We start from the raw sequence: 17,854 nt of genomic DNA, 5'->3' as shown, positions 1-17,854 counted from the left end.
AGCAGAGCCGGGCAGAGCCGGGCGCACTGTGATGGCCCGCGGCCCCGGCCTCGGCTGGTCTCCAATATAGACCAGGTCTCTATTGGTTACCAGGGGTGGATTGGAGACCTCGGGACTACCCTGGAGGCATGACGACGGAGGAAGCGGCCCGGGTCCGGCCCGGACAGCCCGCGGAGCAGGACGAGCGGGACGAGCAGGACGAGCGGGAAGGTCGGGATGGGCAGGAGTACGACGTGTTCGCCCGACTCTGTCCCAGCCGCGACGTGTTCGCGGAGCTGGCCGACAAGTGGTCGATGCTGATCCTGATGAGCCTCCTCGGCTGCGGGCCGCAGCGCTTCTCCGAACTCCAGCGCGGGGTCGGCGGGGTCAGTCGCAAGATGCTCACCCAGTCCCTGCGCAACCTGGAGCGCAGTGGACTGGTGCTCCGTACGGTCTTCCCGGAGACGCCGCCGCGAGTGGTCTACGACCTGCTGCCGCTCGGTCGTGAACTGGCCGAGCTGCTCGCGCCGGTCGGCCGGTGGACAGAGCATCGCGCCGGGCGGATGGTGGTGGCCCGCGAGGAGTTCGACGCGGCCCACGGCGAGGACTGAGCCGGCCGCGGCGAGGCCAGGACCGCTCCGCGGCGCGGGCCGGATCGTCCGCGGCGAGGCCAGGACCGGCGGAGTGCTCCGGGCGGAGGCCGATTTCCCTTCCCGGCCCGGAGCCGTGTAATGTCTTCCTTGTTCGAGCGGCCGGGAGAAACACCCGGGCAAGCGAGCAAGCCCCTATAGCTCAGTCGGTAGAGCGTCTCCATGGTAAGGAGAAGGTCTGCGGTTCGATTCCGCATGGGGGCTCAACTGAAAGACCCTCGCCTGGCGGCGGGGGTCTTTCGCGTTCTCCGGCCGGTTCCGTGCCGCCGATACGCCCCGGCCTAGCGGGTCGGGTACGGAATGCGCTGTGATGGTGCGTCATCGGCCGCCCGCCCGAGGGGTGCGGGCGCGAGCCGGACCCCGACCTGGAGGGCGTCATGGGTGTTCGACTCGTGGTGGTGGACGACCACCGGCTGCTGGCCGAGGCGCTGGCCACCGCACTTCAACTGCGCGGCCACCGGGTGCTCGCGGTCGGTTCCCCGGCCGCCGTCGCCGCCGATCTGGTGGTCGGACGGCGGCCCGAGGTCTGTCTGCTGGGGGTGGCCGCGCCGGGGGAGTCGGGGGCCTTCGACGGGTTGCGCCGGATCCGCCGGGAGCGTCCCGAGGTGGCCGTGATCGTGCTCGGTCCGGTGGGTGAACTGCGCGGAGTGGCAGGGGCGTTCGCGGCCGGTGCGGCCGGGTACGTGCCCAGCGACGAGCGGATCGAGGTGGTCGAGCGGGCCATCGGGCGGGCGCGCGCGGGCGAGGCCGCGGTCGCGGTGGACATTCTGCGCGGGGCCTTCGACCAGCTGCTGCGCCCGGCGGTCGAGCCGGACGACGAGGCCGTCCGGCTGCTGCGGCTGCTGACCCGCCGTGAGGTGCAGGTGCTGGCCCGGATCGCGGACGGCGAGGACACCGCGGCGATCGCCTCCGGGATGCGGATCGCCGCGAGCACCGCCCGGACGCACGTCCAGCGGGTGCTGATGAAGCTCGGCGCGCGGACCCGTCTGGAGGCGGCCGCGGTGGCGGCGCGCACCGGCCTGCTGGAACGGATGGCCGGCGGTTGAGGACTTGGTGAGAAGGCTGGAAGCAGTCGCCCGTGTGGCGCGGAGCACCCCGGTGGCATTGGGAGAATGACCCCAGTCGTACGCATTCCGTCGATGGCTTCCGCCCGAACGGGCGGACCGTCGTTCGCTGGAGGTCGCAACATGAGTAAGTACCTGGTCACGGGTGGCGCCGGCTACGTCGGCAGTGTGGTCGCCGCCCACCTGCTGGAGGCGGGTCACCGGGTGACCGTCCTGGACGACCTCTCCACCGGTTTCCGCGAGGGTGTCCCGGCCGGTGCCGAGTTCGTCGAGGGCCGGATCCAGGAGGCCGACAAGGTGCTGGACGGCTCCTTCGACGGCGTGCTGCACTTCGCCGCGTCCTCGCAGGTCGGCGAGTCGGTCGCGGACCCGGAGAAGTACTGGCGCAACAACGTGGCCGGTTCGCTGGAGCTGATCAGCGCGATGCGCGCGTCGGGTGTGCGCAAGCTGGTGTTCTCCTCCACCGCCGCCACCTACGGCGAGCCGGAGGCCGTGCCGATCGCCGAGACCGCCCGCACCGCGCCGACCAACACCTACGGCGCCACCAAGCTCGCCGTGGACCACCTGATCACCGGTGAGGCCGTCGCCCACGGCCTGGCCGCCGTCTCGCTGCGCTACTTCAACGTGGCCGGTGCGTACGGCAGTTCGTCCGGTGTCGCGTTCGGTGAGCGGCACGACCCCGAGTCGCACCTGATTCCGCTGGTCTTCCAGGCCGCGCTGGGGCAGCGTCCGCACATCGCGGTGTACGGCGACGACTACCCGACCCCGGACGGCACCTGCATCCGGGACTACATCCACGTCGCCGACCTGGCCGAGGCGCACCTGCTGGCGCTGGACGCGGCCGAGCCGGGCGAGCACCTGATCTGCAACCTGGGCAACGGCAGCGGCTTCTCGGTGCACGAGGTGATCGAGTCGGTCCAGCGCGTCACCGGCCGGGAGATCCCGGTGCGGGTCGAGGGCCGCCGGGCCGGTGACCCGGCGGTGCTGGTGGCCTCGGCCGCCCGTGCCCACGAGACGCTGGGCTGGACCCCGCGCCGCTCGAACCTGGACGAGATCGTGGCCGACGCCTGGAAGTTCACCCTGGCGAAGAACGGCGGGTGAGTGACGGCCGGTGAGCAGCGGTCGGTGAGTGGCGGCCGGTGAGCAACGGCCGGTGAGTGACGGCCGGACCGGCCGCCGCGGGGCGTCGCTCCAGGGGCCTCCGGGAGTCTCCGGGAGCCTCCGGGAGCGGCGCCCGGAACGGCCCCGGACGGTCCAAGTCCGGCCACTCACGCATCTTCTGACGAAACTTCACCGAATCGCCACGAGCGCGTTTCCCGCCCCGTAGGCTGAGTGCGGTACCGGTGGGGGCCGGCGACCGTTCGGCCTCACCGGCCACCGGTGGGCGGGCGGAACGGCGGGTCCGGAACGTGGATGCCGGGCCGGTTCCCGTCCCCGGGCTCGGGCGGTCTGAGCAGGGGGAGGGACTATGGGGCGGATTCGCGTCCTGGTGGTCGACGACCACCGGATCTTCGCCGAGGCGCTGGCCGCGGCACTGGCCGCCGAGCCGGACGTGGAGGTGGGGGCGGCGGGCAGCGCGGCCGCCGCCGAGCGGGCCTTGGAGCGCGCGGCCGGCGAGGGCCGGGCCTACGACGTGGCACTGATCGACGCCGACCTCGGCGTCGAGGCGTCGGGTGTCGGCGCCGCCGCCGGTGCGGCCGGGCCGATCGGAACAGCGGGCCCGGCCGGATTACCCGGCGGGCCCGGAGCCGCCGGTCCGTACGGAGGCGCCGGACCGTACGGAGGCTCCGGTCCGCACGGCGCGTCGGGAGTACTGGGAGCACCGGGAGCACCGGGAGCACCGGGAGTCGGGGCGCACGCCCGCCGCCGGCCGGCCGCGGAGCACGGCGACGAGGCCCGGCGCGGTCGTGCCGCCCCGCCCGTGCCGCAGCCGCGCCGGGCGGCCGTACCGCCGGGGCTGCCGGTTCCGCTGTCGGGCGGCCTGCCACCGGTCGCCCGGTCCGCGGTGGACCCGCTGCGGGGCGACCAGCTCAGACCTTCCGCCCAGCCGCCCGACGGCATCTCCCTGCTGGCCCGCCTCCGCCGCGCCCATCCCGGACTGCGCGCGATCGTCCTGGCCACCGCCGACGACCCGCACCGCGCCGCCCGCGCCCTGCACGCGGGCGCCACCGGCTGGGTGGCGAAGGAGAGTTCGCTGGCCCGGCTGCTCGCGGTGGTCCGGGGCGTGCTGCGGGACGAGACGCATCTGCCGCCCGCACTGCTCACCGGGGTGATCCGCGAGCTCACCACCGCCCGGCGGGACCGCACCGAGAGCGAGCGGCTGGTGGACACCCTGACCCCGCGGGAGAAGCAGATCCTGCGCTGCATGGTCGCGGGTCTCGGCCGGCAGGCCGTCGCGGAGCGGCTCTACCTGTCGCCGCACACCGTCCGGACGCACATGCAGAACGTGCTGGGCAAGCTCGGGGTGCACTCCACGCTGGCGGCCGTCGCGGTCGCCCGCCGGGCCGGGGTCAGCCCGGCCGAGCCGGCCGTGCCCCCGCCGCCCTCGGTGGTCGGCACCGTCGAACGGCCCTGAGCCGGGACCTGCGAGGCGGGCCCACGGGCCGGGAGCCGGGGGTCGTCGTCAGCCCGGGATGTTGTCGAACGGGGCGACCAGCAGCCGCAGCAGCGCGGCGAGTTCGGTCTGCTGGCCGGAGGTGAGCTGGGCGAGCAGTTCGCGCTCGTGCGCGAGCAGTCCGGCGAGCGCCTGGTCGGCGCGGTCGCGGCCGTCGTCGGTGAGCCGGACCAGTACGCCGCGCCGGTCGTCCGGGTCGGGCAGGCGCTTGACCAGGCCCTTGCCTGTGAGCCGGTCGATCCGGTTGGTCATGGTGCCGGAGGTGACGAGGGTCTGGGTGAGCAGCTGGCCGGGGGAGAGCTGGTAGGGGGAGCCGGCCCGCCGAAGGGCGGTCAGGACGTCGAACTCCCAGGGCTCCAGGCCGTGCTCGGCGAAGGCGGTGCGGCGGGCGCGGTCCAGGTGCCGGGCGAGCCGACTGACCCGGCTGAGCACCTCCAGCGGCTCCACGTCGAGGTCGGGGCGCTCCCGGCGCCATGCTGCGACCAGCCTGTCGACCTCGTCCTCCATGACGATCAGTGTATCGGTGGATGTGTCGATGTGAAGTCTCTTGACGTCGAGAAATGTGCCAGAGAGGCTACCGCGAGATATCTTGATGTCGAGATACATGCGAGGTGAACCATGACCACCCCCGTCTGGGACCCGGCGCAGTACCTGCGCTTCGCCGACGAACGCACCCGCCCGCTGCGCGACCTGCTCGCCCGCGTCCCCGCCCTCCCGCACCCCGGTGCCGAGGTGATCCTGGACATCGGATGCGGCCCCGGCAACTCCACCGCCGTGCTGCGCGAGCGCTGGCCGCGGGCCCGCCTCACCGGCGTCGACAACTCCGCCCCGATGCTGGCCACCGCCCGCAGCGAGGGCGAGCCCGACGCCGAGTACCTGCTCGCCGACGCCCGCGACTACGACCCGGCCCCGGCCGGGCCCGACCTGATCGTCTCCAACGCCACCCTCCAGTGGGTGGACGGACACCTGGCGCTGCTGCCGCGCTGGGCGGACGCCCTCGGACCCGGCGGGGTGCTCGCCTTCCAGGTGCCCGGCAACTTCGACGCCCCCAGTCACACCCTGCTCGCCGACCTGCGCCGCAGCGCCCGCTGGCGGGACGCGCTCGGCGAGGAGGCCGTACGGGCCGGCGTCCATCCGCCCGAGCGCTACCTCGACGCCCTGGCCGCCGCCGGCTGCCTCCCGGATGTGTGGGAGACCACCTACCTGACCCTTCTGCCGGGGCCGGACCCGGTCCTGGAATGGGTCAAGGGCACCGCGCTGCGCCCGGTCCTCACCCGGCTCGCCGACCCGGCGGACCGGGCGGCCTTCCTGGCCGAGTACGGGCGGCTGCTGCGAGAGGCCTATCCGGCCGGGCCGCACGGGACGGTGTTCCCGTTCCGGCGGATCTTCGCCGTGGGGACCGGGCGATCGGGCTGAGCCGGGCGTGCCGTGGCCGGGCCGGGGCGTTCCGGCCCCGGCCGGTCAGGCCGTGCGCTCGCCGACCAGCCGCGGGTGCCGCTCCAGGCCCTCCAGCCCGTGCCAGGCGAGGTTCACCAGGTGCGCCGCCACCGTCGCCTTGTCCGGCTTGCGGACCTCCAGCCACCACTGCCCGGTCAGCGCGACCATCCCGACCAGCATCTGCGAGTACATCGGGGCCAGCCGGGCGTCGAAGCCGCGGGACTTGAACTCCAGGCCCAGGATGTCCTCGACCTGCGTGGCAATGTCGCTGATCAGCGAGGCGAAGGTGCCGGTCGACTGGGCGACCGGGGAGTCCCGGACCAGGATCCGGAAGCCGTCCGTCGAGGTGTCGATGTAGTCCATCAGCGCGAAGGCCGCCTGCTCCAGCAGCTCGCGCGAGTGCCCGCCGGTCAGGGCCCCGGTCACCATGTCCAGCAGCAGCTGCATCTCGCGGTCGACGACCACCGCGTACAGCCCCTCCTTGCCGCCGAAGTGCTCGTACACCACGGGCTTGGACACTCCGGCGCGCTCGGCGATCTCCTCCACCGAGGTGCCGTCGTAGCCGCGTTCGGCGAAGACCGTCCGGCCGATCTCCAGCAGCTGCTCGCGCCGCTGCTTGCCGGTCATCCGGACCCGGCCGCCCCGGCGGCGCGGGGCCGCGGTCGAGCCGCCGCCGGCGCCCCGGTCCGGACCGCTGTCGCCGGTGCCGGCCGCCGGTGCAGCGGCCCGCGGACGGGCCGGCGCCGTGGCGGGCGCCGCGTCCGTCCGCGTGCCGTGGTGACCGCCTGTGCTGTCTGCGCTGCTCCCGTTCACCCCTACATCATGCTGGAAGCGCCGCCTCATGCGGCGCGGCGGGCGGCGATCCGCTGCGCGTCCGGCCAGCGGACGTCCCGGACCCAGCCGGCCAGCTCGAACCAGCGGATCAGCCGGGCCGAGGAGTCGATCTGCCCGCGCAGCACCCCGTGCCGGGCCGCGGTCGGGTCTGCGTGGTGCAGGTTGTGCCAGGACTCCCCGCAGGAGAGCACGGCGAGCCACCAGACGTTGCCGGAGCGGTCCCGGGAGCGGAACGGGCGGCGGCCGACGGCGTGGCAGATCGAGTTGATCGACCAGGTGACGTGGTGCAGCAGCGCCACCCGGACCAGCGAACCCCAGAAGAAGGCGGAGAGCGCCCCCTCCCAGGACAGGCTCACCAGGCCGCCGATCAGCGCGGGCAGCAGCAGCGAGATGGTGGTCCAGAGCCAGAACAGCCGGGAGATCCGCCTTATGGCCGGGTCGCGCACCAGGTCGGGGGCGTACGTGGCCTGCGAGGTCTGCTCCTCGTCGAACATCCAGCCCATGTGGGCCCACCACAGGCCCTTCATCAGCGCCGGGACGCTCTCCCCGTAGCGCCACGGCGAGTGCGGGTCGCCGTCCTTGTCGCTGAACCGGTGGTGCTTGCGGTGGTCGGCCACCCAGCGCACCAGCGGGCCCTCGACCGCGAGGCTCCCGGCGATGGCCAGCGCCAGGCGCATCGGGCGGTTGGCCTTGAAGGCGCCGTGGGTGAAGTAGCGGTGGTAGCCGATGGTGATGCCGTGGCAGGTGAGGTAGTACATCGCGACGCTGATCGCGAGGTCCGTCCAGCCCAGTCCCCACCCCCAGGCCACCGGGACGGCGGCGACCAGGGCGGTGAACGGCACGAGGATGAACAGGGAGAGCGCGATCCGCTCGGCCAGGCCCTGTTTCTCCCCGCCACGGGTGGCGGACAGCCGGGTGGCCGCGGCGTCGGCGTCGGCGGTCCCGACGGTCCGGGTGATCGGGGCCGGTTCGGCCGGACCGGTGGGATCGGCGGGATCGGAGTCGGAGGACGGGGTGCGGGACGCGGCGTTCCCCGCGCGCGTCTCGCCGGCCTGGATGGTCATGGGGGTCCCTTTGCGGCGTCCCGGAGCGGGAGGGAAGCGGAGCTACGTTGGCGTAACCTACGGCATCGTAGGTTGCGCTCCGTGTCCAGGGGAACACTCCGCCGCGCGGCGCTTGAGTGAATTCACCCGACTGGATGGATGAACCGGGGGCCCGGCGCGTTCGGTCGCCGGGGGCGTAATCGGGCCCGCGGATCGACGCAAGTCGATACCCACGGCAGGGCCCTCTCCGGTAGGGTCTGACACGACTGTCCGCCGTGGTGTAATGGCAGCACAGGGCCCTTTGGAGGCCTTTGTCTGGGTTCGAATCCTAGCGGCGGAGCCTCTGCACGCCTCGGGTTCGGGCGTTTTCCCTCGCGCCGGTATTGTCGGTGCTGCTCGGCGGACTGTGCGAATGGCGACCGGCCTGGGTCCGGGCCGGGCCTGCTCTGCCCTCTCTGTGAACTTACCGAGGAGCCTCCCCGCATGGGTGCCAATTCGCTTGCCGCCGTTGTCGTGCTCGCCGCCGGTGGCGGGACCCGGATGAAGTCGAACAAGCTGCCCAAGGTGCTGCACGAGGTGTGCGGGCGCTCGCTGGTGGGTCACGCGGTCTCGGCGGCCCGGGAGCTGACGCCCGGCCAGCTGGTCGTGGTGGTCGGCCACCAGCGCGAGCAGGTCGAGGCGCACCTGGCGGAGCACTACCCGGCCACCCGCACCGCGGTGCAGGTGGAGCAGAACGGCACCGGGCACGCGGTGCGCACCGCGCTGGAGTCGCTGGCCGCCGACGGCGTGGCGCTGGACGGCACGGTCATCGTCACCGCCGGCGACTCGCCGCTGCTGACCGGGGAGACCCTGCGCCGGCTGGCCGACGCGCACATCGCCCAGCAGAACGGCGTCACCGTGCTGACCGCCGTCGTCCCGGAGCCCTTCGGCTACGGCCGCATCCTGCGGGACGAGGACGGCACCGTCGCCGCGATCGTCGAGGAGCGGGACGCCAGCGCCACCCAGCGCGCGATCACCGAGATCAACTCCGGCGTCTTCGCCTTCGACGCCAAGCTGCTCACCGCGGCGCTGGGCGAGCTCACCACGGACAACTCGCAGGGCGAGGAGTACCTGACCGACACCCTGGAGATCCTGCGCAAGGCGGGTCACCGGGTCGGCGCCGTGGTGGCCGAGGACCACCGGGACATCCTGGGCATCAACGACCGGGTCCAGCTGGCGCAGGCCCGCCGGCTGCTGAACGACCGCCTGCTGGAGCGGGCGATGCGCGAGGGCGTCACCGTGGTGGACCCGGCGACCACCTGGTTCGACGTGCAGGTCAGCTACGAGCCGGACGCCGTGGTGCTGCCGAACACCCAGCTCCAGGGCGCCACGCACCTGGGCGAGGGCTGCGAGGTCGGCCCGAACTCGACCCTCAAGGACACCCTGGTCGGCGCCGGCGCCCGGGTGAGCAACACCACGGCCGACCGCGCCGAGGTGGGCGAGCTGGCCACCGCCGGTCCGTACGCCTACCTGCGGCCCGGCGCCAGGCTGGCCCGCAAGGCGAAGGTCGGCACCTACGTCGAGGTGAAGAACTCCGAGCTGGGCGAGGGCGCCAAGGTGCCGCACCTGTCCTACATCGGCGACGCGACGATCGGCGAGGGCACCAACGTCGGCGCGGCCTCGGTCACAGTGAACTACGACGGCGTGAACAAGCACCGCACGGTCATCGGCGCGCACTGCCGCACCGGCTCGGACAACATGTTCATCGCGCCGGTCACCATCGGTGACGGCGCCTACACCGCCGCCGGCTCGGTGATCACCGGTGACGTCCCGGCCGGGGCACTCGGTGTGAGCCGGGCCACGCAGCGCAACATCGACGGCTGGGTCGAGCGCAAGCGCCCCGGAACGGCATCCGCGCAGGCCGCGCAGGCTGCGGCGGACGGCGCCGAGCAGGCCTGAGCGGCCGGGCCGGGGGGCCGGGGGCGGTCCCGAGGCGGACGGTTTCTGCGCGGGCGCGTAACCTTGGGGACATACGTGCGCCACTGGGCTTACCGCCCGTGTCCAGGCGTACCGACAATTCCCCTACCCGTGCCACGAGCGGGCCCTGCCTGCCCGCCACCGGGTCGAGGGTTCAGCGTTCGCAACGCGAGGAGACGGTGCAGTGAGCGGGATCACGACGTCGGGTGAGAAGAAGCTGAAGCTCTTCTCCGGCCGTGCCCACCCGGAGCTGGCGGGGGAGGTGGCCGCGGCACTCGGGACCGAGCTGGTCCCCACCAAGGCCCTGGACTTCGCCAACGGCGAGATCTACGTCCGCTTCCTGGACTCCGCGCGCGGCGCGGACTGCTTCGTGATGCAGAGCCACACGGCTCCCATCAACCAGTGGATCATGGAGCAGCTGATCATGATCGATGCTCTGAAGCGGGCCTCCGCCAAGAGCATCACCGCGATCCTGCCGTTCTACGGCTACGCCCGCCAGGACAAGAAGCACCTCGGCCGCGAGCCCATCTCGGCCCGGCTGATCGCCGACCTGCTGCGCCAGGCCGGCGCGGACCGCCTGATGGCCGTGGACCTGCACACCGCGCAGATCCAGGGCTTCTTCGACGGCCCGGTGGACCACCTGTTCGCGCTGCCGCTGCTGGCCGACTACATCGGCGGGAAGGTCGACCGCTCCAAGCTGACGGTCGTCTCGCCGGACGCCGGCCGGGTGAAGGTCGCCGACCAGTGGTGCGACCGGCTGGACGCCCCGCTGGCGATCATCCACAAGCGCCGCGACATCACCCAGGCCAACACCATCCTGTCGGCCGACGTCGTCGGTGACGTCGAGGGCCGGGTCTGCGTGCTGGTCGACGACATGATCGACACCGCCGGCACCATCTGCGCCGCGGCCGACGCGCTGTTCGACAACGGCGCCGCGGACGTCGTCGTCGCCGCCACCCACGGTGTCCTCTCCGGCCCGGCCGCGGACCGGCTGAAGAACTCGCGGGTCAGCGAGTTCGTGTTCACCAACACGCTGCCCACCCCGGCGGAGCTCCAGCTGGACAAGATCACCACCCTCTCCATCGCCCCGTCGATCGCCGCCGCGATCCGCGAGGTCTTCGAGGAGGGCTCGGTGACCAGCCTCTTCGAGGGTGTGCACTGACGAAGGCCCGTGCAGGCGGCCCCGGTCCGTCCGGACCGGGGCCGCCGCCGATTTCGCGGGAGGCCGCAGGTGCGGTTAGACTCGTGAAACTGCTCGGCGAGGGATGCCGTGTGCCCGTTCGACGGGTGCCCGATCCGTGATCGACGCGCTGCCGGTGCCGGACTCCCGTCCGCCCGGCAGGCCGTTGCCGCCGAGTGACCCCCGAACGTACTGAGGGTGTGGTCCCGGCGGTTTTTCGCGTTGCCTGCACCCCCGCGCCATTTCCACGAGGAGTGCAGTCGTGTCCGAGATCCGTATTGCCGCTGAGACCCGTTCCGAGTTCGGCAAGGGTGCCGCCCGTCGTGCCCGCCGCGCCGGCTTCGTCCCCGGTGTCGTCTACGGCCACGGCCACGCCCCGGTTCACCTGAACCTGCCCGGCCACGACCTGATGATGGCCCTGAAGACCCCGAACGCCCTGCTGGTCGTGCCGATCGAGGGCAAGGACGAGTACGTGCTGCCGAAGGCCGTCCAGCGCGAGGCCATCAAGCGCACCATCGAGCACGTCGACCTGCTGCTGGTCAAGCGCGGCGAGAAGGTCACCGTCGAGATCCCGGTCCACACCGAGGGCGAGCTGGCCCCGGGCGGCAACCTGGTGGAGCACGTCCTGCAGTCCCTGCCGATCGAGGCCGAGGCCACCCACCTGCCCGAGTCGGTCACCGTCTCCGTCGAGGGCCTGGAGGCCGGCGCCTCCATCCACGCCAAGGACATCGTCCTGCCGGCCAACGTCTCGCTGGCCGTCGACGCCGACGCCGTCGTGCTGCAGGTCATCGCCGCCCAGGCCGCCCCGGTCGAGGACGAGGCCGCCGAGGCCGAGGGCACCGAGGCCTGAGCCTCCTGACGCCCAATAGCTGAGACCGCTGCCCCGGTCGCTCCCGCTGGAGCGACCGGGGCAGCGGTGTGTCCGGGATGATGACGTCGAGCGCGAAGGCGAGGAGAGAAGCGTGAGCGAGCGCAGCGAGCGAGCCATGGAGAGGTGCGCGGTCCGCGAAGCGGCCGCCGAGCGCAGCGAGGTGGGCGCATGAGCGAGGACTACGACGGCCCCTGGCTGGTGGTGGGGCTGGGCAACCCCGGGGAGCAGTACGCCCGGAACCGGCACAACATCGGCTTCATGGTGGTGGACCTGCTGGCGCAGCGGATGGGCGCCAGGTTCAAGGCGCACAAGAGCCGGGCGCAGGTGGCCGAGGGACGGCTGGCGGGCAAGCGGGTGGTGCTGGCCAAGCCGATGTCCTTCATGAACCTCTCCGGCGGGCCGGTGACGGCGCTGCGCGACTTCTACAAGGCGCCGGCCTCGGCGCTGATCGCGGTCCACGACGAGCTGGACATCGACTACGCGGCGCTGCGGCTGAAGCTGGGCGGCGGGGACAACGGCCACAACGGCCTGAAGTCGATCACCAAGTCGCTGGGCCCGGACTACCACCGGGTGCGCTGCGGGATCGGCCGTCCGCCGGGCCGGATGGAGGTCGCGGACTTCGTGCTGAAGGACTTCTCCTCGACCGAGCGCAAGGAGCTGGAGTGGTTCGTGGACCGCTCGGCGGACGCGGTGGAGGCGCTGCTGTCCGAGGGGCTGGAGCGGGCCCAGGGCACGTACAACTCCTGATCGCCGCTGACCGTCCGTCAGGACCGTGTGCGGGTACGCAACGGTCGTACAACGCTTGCCCGTCCACACCTGAATCGGTGTGAGAACCCCGTGCGGGATCGGATAGCGTCGACCGGGTACGCGAACGAGTCCTGGGGAGTTCTCGATGCGGGGATTGCGTCCGGTCCGCCGAGTGCGGCGGGGCCGGGTGGTCGAGCTGAAGCGGCTCGGGCGGCGGGTCGGTACGGCCGGTGCGCTGGGGGCGGCCGGCGTCCTGCTGTCGAGCGGTGCGCTGGCGCACGCGGAGCCGGTGGCCGAGTCGGACCCGGCGGTCTCCCCGGAGCCGGCGGCGGCGCAGTTCGGCCCGGTGCTCGGCGATTCGATGGGCCCCGACGCCGGGCTGCTGGCGGTCGGCGGCGGCCTGGTGGTGGCGGCCGGCGGCGCGGCGCTGTGGCTGAAGCGCAGGCGCGCGGGCGAGGCGGCGGAGTAGCACCCGCGCGGATCAGGAACCTCACGGCGATGGGCCGGTGTCCCGGACGGGACACCGGCCCATCGGCCGTTCTCGGGCGGCCGTCAGCCGGTGTTGCGCAGGCCGGCGGCGATGCCGTTGACGGTCAGCAGCAGCGCGCGGGCGCGCAGCGGGTCGTCCTGACGCCCGGCCGAGAGCTCCTCGCGCTGGCGGCGCAGCAGCGCGACCTGGAGGTAGGAGATCGGGTCGAGGTAGGCGTCGCGGACGGCGAAGGTCTGCTTCAACACCGGGTTGTGCTCCAGCAGTTCGTTCTCGCCGGTGAGCCGCAGCACCTCGCGCAGGGTGAGCGCGTGCTCGGCCTTGATCTCGTCGAAGACGTGGCGCAGCTCGCCGGGCACCAGCTGCTCGACGTAGTGCTGGGCGATCCGCAGGTCGGTCTTGGCCAGCGTCATGGCGACGTTGGACAGGAAGTTGCGGAAGAAGTGCCACTCGCCGTACATCTCGTCCAGCACGCCGCCGAGGCCCGCCGCGCGGGCGGCCGCGAGGCCGGAGCCGACGCCGAACCAGCCGGGGACGATCTGCCGGGACTGGGTCCAGCCGAACACCCACGGGATGGCCCGCAGGCCGTCCAGGCCGGCGCCGGAGTCGGGGCGGCGGGACGGGCGGGAGCCCAGGTGCAGGGAGGCGAGCTGGTCGACCGGGGTGGCGGCGAAGAAGTACTTCGGCAGGTCCTCCTGCTCGACCAGGCCGCGGTAGGCGGTGTGGGCGGCCTCGGAGACCTGGTCCATCGCGGCGTCCCAGCGGGCCAGCGACTCGGGGGCCTGGCGCGGGGCGGTGTGCAGCGCGGAGGCGGAGAGCGTGGCGGAGATCGTCAGCTCCAGGTTCTCCCGGGCCAGCGAGGGGAGCAGGTACTTGTCGGAGATGACCTCGCCCTGCTCGGTGACCTTGATCTCGCCCTCCAGGGTGCCCCAGGGCTGGGCCAGGATGGCCTCGTGCGAGGGGCCGCCGCCGCGGCCGACGGTGCCGCCGCGGCCGTGGAACAGGCGCAGCCGGATGCCGTAGCGGTGGGCGACGTCGCGCAGGCGGCGCTGGGCGCGGTGGATCTCCCACTGGGAGGTGGTGATGCCGCCGAACTTGGAGGAGTCGGAGTAGCCGAGCATGACCTCCTGGACGTCGCCGCGCAGCGAGACGAGCAGGCGGTAGGACGGGTCGGAGAGCATCTCGTCGAGGATGCGGTCGGCCTGCTGGAGTTCGTCGGTGGTCTCCAGCAGCGGCACGATGCCGATCTTGGCGATGCCGGCGTGCAGGTCGATCAGACCGGCCTCGCGGGCCAGCACGGTGGCCGCGAAGACGTCGTCGGCACCCTGGCACATGGAGATGATGTAGCTCTCGACGATCTCGTCGCCGAAGCGCTCGAAGCCCTGGCGGATCGTGTTGAACACGCCGAGGGTCTTGGTGCCGGCCTCGTCCAGCGGGGCCGGGGTGGGGGCGAGCGGGCGGCGCGAGCGGAGCTCCTTGGCGAGCAGCTTCTGCCGGTACTCGCGGGGCATGTCGGCGTAGCGCCAGGCCTCTTCGCCGAGCCGGTCGAAGAGCTGGCCGAGGGCGTGGTGGTGGGCCTCGGCGTGCTCGCGCACGTCCATGGTGGCGAGCTGCAGGCCGAAGGCCTCGACGGTGCGGATGGCGCGGGCGAGGCGGCCGTCGGCGATGAGCTCGCCGCGGTGGGCGCGCAGCGAGTCCTGGATCAGCCGCAGGTCGGCGATCAGCTCGCGGGTGCCGAGGTAGTCGCGGCCCTCGACGTGCGGGGTGCCGCCGGCCAGCCGCTCGCGGGTGTTCTCCAGCTTGAGCCGGATGCAGGTGGCCTTGAGGCGGTAGGGCTCCTCGGCGTTCATCCGCTTGTAGCGCGGGCTGAGTTCGGGGAGCAGGTGCAGATCGGTGTTGAGCGAGGCGAGCAGTTCGACCGAGGCGCCGGCCAGCCGCTCGGAGGTGGAGAGCGTGTTGCGCAGGTCGTCGATCGCGGAGAGCGCGTCCTTGATGCCGTACTCGTGCTGGAGGTTGAGGACGTCCCAGGTGACCTGCGGGGTGACGTTGGGGTTGCCGTCGCGGTCGCCGCCGATCCAGGTGCCGAAGGTGAGCGGCCGCACGCCGTCGGGCAGGCTCAGGCCGACCCGGGCGAGCTCCTCGTGCAGCTCCTCCAGGACCTCGGGGACGGCCTCGCGGTAGAGCTCGTCCAGGTAGTAGACGGCGTTGCGGGCCTCGTCGGTGGGCTCGGGGCGGGCGATGCGCAGCTCGTCGGTCTGCCAGAGCAGGTCGATGACCTCGGCCAGGCGGCGGTCGGCGGAGCGCTTGGCGCTGCTGGTGCGGGCCTGGTCGGCGGCGGCCAGGCCGGAGGTGACCTCGTCGCGGTGGATGCGGTCGAGGAGCTCGCCGATCCGGCGCAGCTTGTTGAGGACGCTGCGGCGGGCGGCCTCGGTGGGGTGCGCGGTGAAGACCGGGCGGACCGCGAGGTGGGCCAGGGTGTTCTGGAGGTGCTTGGGGTCGGCCTCGGCGAGCTGGTCGGCGGTCTGCGCGAGCAGCGAGCCCTCCCGGGCGCGGCGGGTGGCGAGCTCGCGGCCGCGGTGCACCTGCTCGGTGACGTTGGCGAGGTGGAAGTAGGTGGAGAACGCCCGGACCAGCTTGGCGGCGGTGTCCAGGTCGATGTCGGAGAGGAGTTCGGCGGTGGCCTCGCCGTCGGTGCGGCTCAGCAGGCGGACCTGTTCGACCAGGCCCAGCAGCTGGGGGCCCTCCTGGCGGACCAGCGTCTCGCCCAGCAGGTCGCCGAGGCGTCGGATGTCCGCACGCAGGGCGGCGTTGTCGGCGACGACGGGCGTGGGGCTGTCCGCCGGGGTGGGGACCGGAGCGGTCACGGCTGGCTCCCTCTGGTGGTGGGGTTCGGCAACGGCTCATCGCCACAGGTCCACACGGGTGTGGCGGGTGTGACGCGTGCGGACCGCGCTGTCCGACGCGACCAGCATAGGTGTCGGGGCGGGTGCTGTCCGCGAGGTGGCCGGATGGCGGACAGGGCTGCCGAAAACCACCTGTGGTCTGGACCACTTGACGGCTTCGGGGGGTGTGCCGGGAGATCCCGGTGGGGAGGGGAGGGGGTTGCCGCTTACGCTGTGGGGCATGAGCAAGTCGCCTGGGGAGCGCATGCCGGTCCGGTGGTTCTGGTGGTGGAAGCGGCCGCGCAGCGCCTTCCTGGACGTCGGGCTGGGGCTGCTCGCCGCGGTGGAGTGCGCGGCCAGCACGATCGCCTTCCTCTCCGCCCGGATACACGTCAGCACCGCGGGAGCGGTCGGCATAGCCGTGCTCGGCACGCTGGCCGGCGGCTCGCTGGTGGTGCGCCGGCGCTGGCCGGCCGTCCCGGTACTGGTGACGCTGCTGGTGATGCCCGGCATGCTGGGCGTGGTGCTGCTGGTGGTGGCGCTGTACACGCTGGCCTCGACCTGGGAGTGGCCCTCGCGCCGGCGGCGGGTGGTGGCGCTGTCCGGGCTGGCCTTCGCCGAGGCGGCCGCGGTGATGGCGGTGTCGCTGATGACGCCCGGCGACATGATGGACCCGCCGCCGCTGTGGGGTCAGATCCTGCTGTCGCTGCTGGTGTCGGTCGGGCTGACCGTCGCCCCGGTGGTGACCGGACTGTACGTCGGCGCGCGGCGGCGGCTGATCGAGTCGCTCAAGGACCGCGCCCACGGCCTGGAGACCGAGCTGGACCTGCTGGCCGAGCAGGCGCAGGAGCGCGCCCGCCGGGCCCGTCTGGAGGAGCGCACCCGGATCGCCCGGGAGATGCACGACGTGGTGGCGCACCGGGTGTCCCTGATGGTGGTGCACGCCGGGGCGCTGGAGCGGATCGCCGGCAAGGACCCGGACAAGGCGGCGCAGAGCGCCAAGCTGATGGGCGAGGTGGGCCGGCAGGCGCTGAACGAACTGCGCGAGATCCTCGGGGTGCTGCGGATGGACGACGAACGGCAGCCGGAGCCGGACTCGCTGGCCGGGCTGCCGCGGCTGGTCGACCAGTCCCGCGCGGCCGGGATGGCGGTGACCCTGACGGTCAGCGGCAGCCGGCAGGAGTTCACCGGCGAGGCCGAGCAGACCGCCTACCGGGTCGTCCAGGAGGGCCTGACCAACGCGCACAAGCACGCGGGCGGCGCCCAGGTGTCCGTCCTGCTCTCGTACGCGCCGAACGGGGTGCGGGTGGCCGTGGTGAACGCCTGCCCCGGCGGGGAGCGGGGCGCGGCGAAGCTGCCCAGCGGCGGCAACGGGCTGGTCGGGATGCGGGAGCGGGTGATCGCGCTGGGCGGCACCTTCTCCTCCGGGCCGGAGGCGGACGGGGGGTTCCGGATCGAGGCGGTGCTGCCGTCCCGGCTGGCGGTGCGGGCCGAGCGGCTGCGCTGAGCGGCTGCGCTGTGCCGTCCCCGGCCCCCGGCCGTCAGTACTCCTCGGCGGTGCGCAGCCGCTCGGGGGCGGTGCCCAGGACGAGGGTGGAGATCGCCTGGTCGATGCCGTGGCCGAGGAACCACTCGCCGGTGTGGTCCAGGCTGTAGACCCGGCCCTCCTCGTCGACGGCCAGCAGCGCCTGCCCGTACGCCTCCTCGCCGAGCGGGGCCAGCCGGGTGCCCAGCGCCCGGCCCAGGTCGAGCAGGGTGCGCGGCTGGTGCAGCCCGCACAGCGGGTCGATCAGGAACGGCGTGCGGGCCAGCTGGCGGCCCGGGCCGGACAGGTCGAAGGCGAGGCCGCCGAACTCGGCCCAGGCCTCCACCGCCGCCGGGAACACCGCGTGCCGTACGCCGGCGGGCGCGCCGTACCCGGCCAGGGCGTCGGCCCACTCCTCGGCCTGCCGGATCTCCCAGCGGCCGGGGTGCCAGCCGGCCGCCTTGAGCTCGGCGGCGACGTCGGCGGGGAAGCGCGGGCGGGTCCGGGTGCCGGCGGGGGAGAGGGTGGCCGGTGGGGACGGGATCGGCGGGTTCAGGACGGACTCCAGGGCTGGGGGACGGGGGA

Annotated in this window: 16 protein-coding genes and 2 tRNA genes; 13 read left to right on the top strand and 5 right to left on the bottom strand. The window is 73.1% G+C overall.

The features are described 5' to 3' along the window. The first annotated feature begins 128 nt into the window (after positions 1 to 128). The 5 genes from ACFVUY_RS31580 to ACFVUY_RS31560 all read left to right on the top strand — a co-directional run bounded on the left by ACFVUY_RS31580 (position 129) and on the right by ACFVUY_RS31560 (position 4,268). Entirely contained in the window at positions 129 to 590 is a 462-nt protein-coding gene (locus tag ACFVUY_RS31580) for a winged helix-turn-helix transcriptional regulator (protein WP_387692611.1), read from the top strand. 170 nt (positions 591 to 760) lie between these two features. Next, a tRNA-Thr gene (locus tag ACFVUY_RS31575) sits at positions 761 to 833 on the top strand. Between the two features lie 173 nt (positions 834 to 1,006). Beyond that, entirely contained in the window at positions 1,007 to 1,675 is a 669-nt protein-coding gene (locus ACFVUY_RS31570; RefSeq protein WP_387692609.1) for a LuxR C-terminal-related transcriptional regulator, read from the top strand. 141 nt (positions 1,676 to 1,816) lie between these two features. Beyond that, complete coding sequence (gene galE, locus ACFVUY_RS31565) at positions 1,817 to 2,794, top strand: UDP-glucose 4-epimerase GalE (RefSeq protein ID WP_387692607.1); 978 nt, start codon at positions 1,817 to 1,819, stop codon at positions 2,792 to 2,794. Between the two features lie 451 nt (positions 2,795 to 3,245). After that, positions 3,246 to 4,268, top strand: a complete 1,023-nt coding sequence (locus ACFVUY_RS31560) for a LuxR C-terminal-related transcriptional regulator (protein ID WP_387735768.1) — start codon at positions 3,246 to 3,248, stop codon at positions 4,266 to 4,268. 48 nt (positions 4,269 to 4,316) lie between these two features. Here the strand turns inward: ACFVUY_RS31560 and ACFVUY_RS31555 are convergent, their stop codons facing one another. Next, complete coding sequence (locus ACFVUY_RS31555; RefSeq protein ID WP_360351434.1) at positions 4,317 to 4,814, bottom strand: MarR family transcriptional regulator; 498 nt, start codon at positions 4,812 to 4,814, stop codon at positions 4,317 to 4,319. A gap of 111 nt (positions 4,815 to 4,925) precedes the next feature. On the opposite strand from ACFVUY_RS31555, the gene ACFVUY_RS31550 reads away from it, so the two are divergent. Beyond that, positions 4,926 to 5,723, top strand: coding sequence for a methyltransferase domain-containing protein (locus ACFVUY_RS31550; RefSeq protein WP_387692603.1), 798 nt, complete (start codon positions 4,926 to 4,928; stop codon positions 5,721 to 5,723). A gap of 45 nt (positions 5,724 to 5,768) precedes the next feature. On the opposite strand, the gene ACFVUY_RS31545 is transcribed toward ACFVUY_RS31550, so the two are convergent. Together ACFVUY_RS31545 and ACFVUY_RS31540 are read right to left on the bottom strand one after the other, a co-directional pair. Continuing rightward, on the bottom strand, positions 5,769 to 6,371 hold the full coding sequence (locus tag ACFVUY_RS31545; protein ID WP_359899730.1) for a TetR/AcrR family transcriptional regulator: 603 nt from the start codon (positions 6,369 to 6,371) through the stop codon (positions 5,769 to 5,771). A gap of 212 nt (positions 6,372 to 6,583) precedes the next feature. After that, on the bottom strand, positions 6,584 to 7,642 hold the full coding sequence (locus ACFVUY_RS31540) for an acyl-CoA desaturase (protein ID WP_387735668.1): 1,059 nt from the start codon (positions 7,640 to 7,642) through the stop codon (positions 6,584 to 6,586). Between the two features lie 248 nt (positions 7,643 to 7,890). On the opposite strand from ACFVUY_RS31540, the gene ACFVUY_RS31535 reads away from it, so the two are divergent. The 6 genes from ACFVUY_RS31535 to ACFVUY_RS31510 all read left to right on the top strand — a co-directional run bounded on the left by ACFVUY_RS31535 (position 7,891) and on the right by ACFVUY_RS31510 (position 12,844). Then, a tRNA-Gln gene (locus ACFVUY_RS31535) sits at positions 7,891 to 7,961 on the top strand. A gap of 143 nt (positions 7,962 to 8,104) precedes the next feature. Further along, on the top strand, positions 8,105 to 9,559 hold the full coding sequence (glmU, locus tag ACFVUY_RS31530) for a bifunctional UDP-N-acetylglucosamine diphosphorylase/glucosamine-1-phosphate N-acetyltransferase GlmU (protein ID WP_380539344.1): 1,455 nt from the start codon (positions 8,105 to 8,107) through the stop codon (positions 9,557 to 9,559). Positions 9,560 to 9,761: 202 nt separating this feature from the next. Then, positions 9,762 to 10,739 (top strand): ribose-phosphate diphosphokinase, encoded by a 978-nt coding sequence (locus tag ACFVUY_RS31525; protein ID WP_387692597.1) that lies wholly within the window; start codon positions 9,762 to 9,764, stop codon positions 10,737 to 10,739. Positions 10,740 to 11,019: 280 nt separating this feature from the next. Beyond that, positions 11,020 to 11,607, top strand: a complete 588-nt coding sequence (locus ACFVUY_RS31520) for a 50S ribosomal protein L25/general stress protein Ctc (RefSeq protein ID WP_387692595.1) — start codon at positions 11,020 to 11,022, stop codon at positions 11,605 to 11,607. 189 nt (positions 11,608 to 11,796) lie between these two features. Continuing rightward, entirely contained in the window at positions 11,797 to 12,375 is a 579-nt protein-coding gene (gene pth, locus ACFVUY_RS31515; RefSeq protein ID WP_359827726.1) for an aminoacyl-tRNA hydrolase, read from the top strand. A gap of 145 nt (positions 12,376 to 12,520) precedes the next feature. Further along, a complete protein-coding gene (locus ACFVUY_RS31510; RefSeq protein ID WP_387692591.1) occupies positions 12,521 to 12,844 on the top strand; it encodes a hypothetical protein in 324 nt (107 codons plus the stop codon). 83 nt (positions 12,845 to 12,927) lie between these two features. Here the strand turns inward: ACFVUY_RS31510 and ppc are convergent, their stop codons facing one another. Then, positions 12,928 to 15,726 carry a phosphoenolpyruvate carboxylase gene (ppc, locus tag ACFVUY_RS31505; protein WP_387735664.1) on the bottom strand — a complete coding sequence of 933 codons (2,799 nt, stop codon included), beginning with the start codon at positions 15,724 to 15,726 and terminating at the stop codon, positions 12,928 to 12,930. Between the two features lie 259 nt (positions 15,727 to 15,985). Here ppc and ACFVUY_RS31500 point away from each other — a divergent pair, with 259 nt between their 5' ends. Further along, positions 15,986 to 17,251 carry a sensor histidine kinase gene (locus ACFVUY_RS31500; protein ID WP_380539354.1) on the top strand — a complete coding sequence of 422 codons (1,266 nt, stop codon included), beginning with the start codon at positions 15,986 to 15,988 and terminating at the stop codon, positions 17,249 to 17,251. Positions 17,252 to 17,285: 34 nt separating this feature from the next. Here the strand turns inward: ACFVUY_RS31500 and ACFVUY_RS31495 are convergent, their stop codons facing one another. Beyond that, complete coding sequence (locus ACFVUY_RS31495; protein ID WP_359910060.1) at positions 17,286 to 17,813, bottom strand: SUKH-3 domain-containing protein; 528 nt, start codon at positions 17,811 to 17,813, stop codon at positions 17,286 to 17,288. Positions 17,814 to 17,854: the final 41 nt, after the last annotated feature.

The organism is Kitasatospora sp. NPDC058063 (assembly GCF_042885395.1).
Lineage (GTDB): Bacteria > Actinomycetota > Actinomycetes > Streptomycetales > Streptomycetaceae > Kitasatospora > Kitasatospora lactacystinica.
Note: the sequence above shows the minus strand (reverse complement) of the source record. Positions and strands in the feature narration are given on the sequence as shown.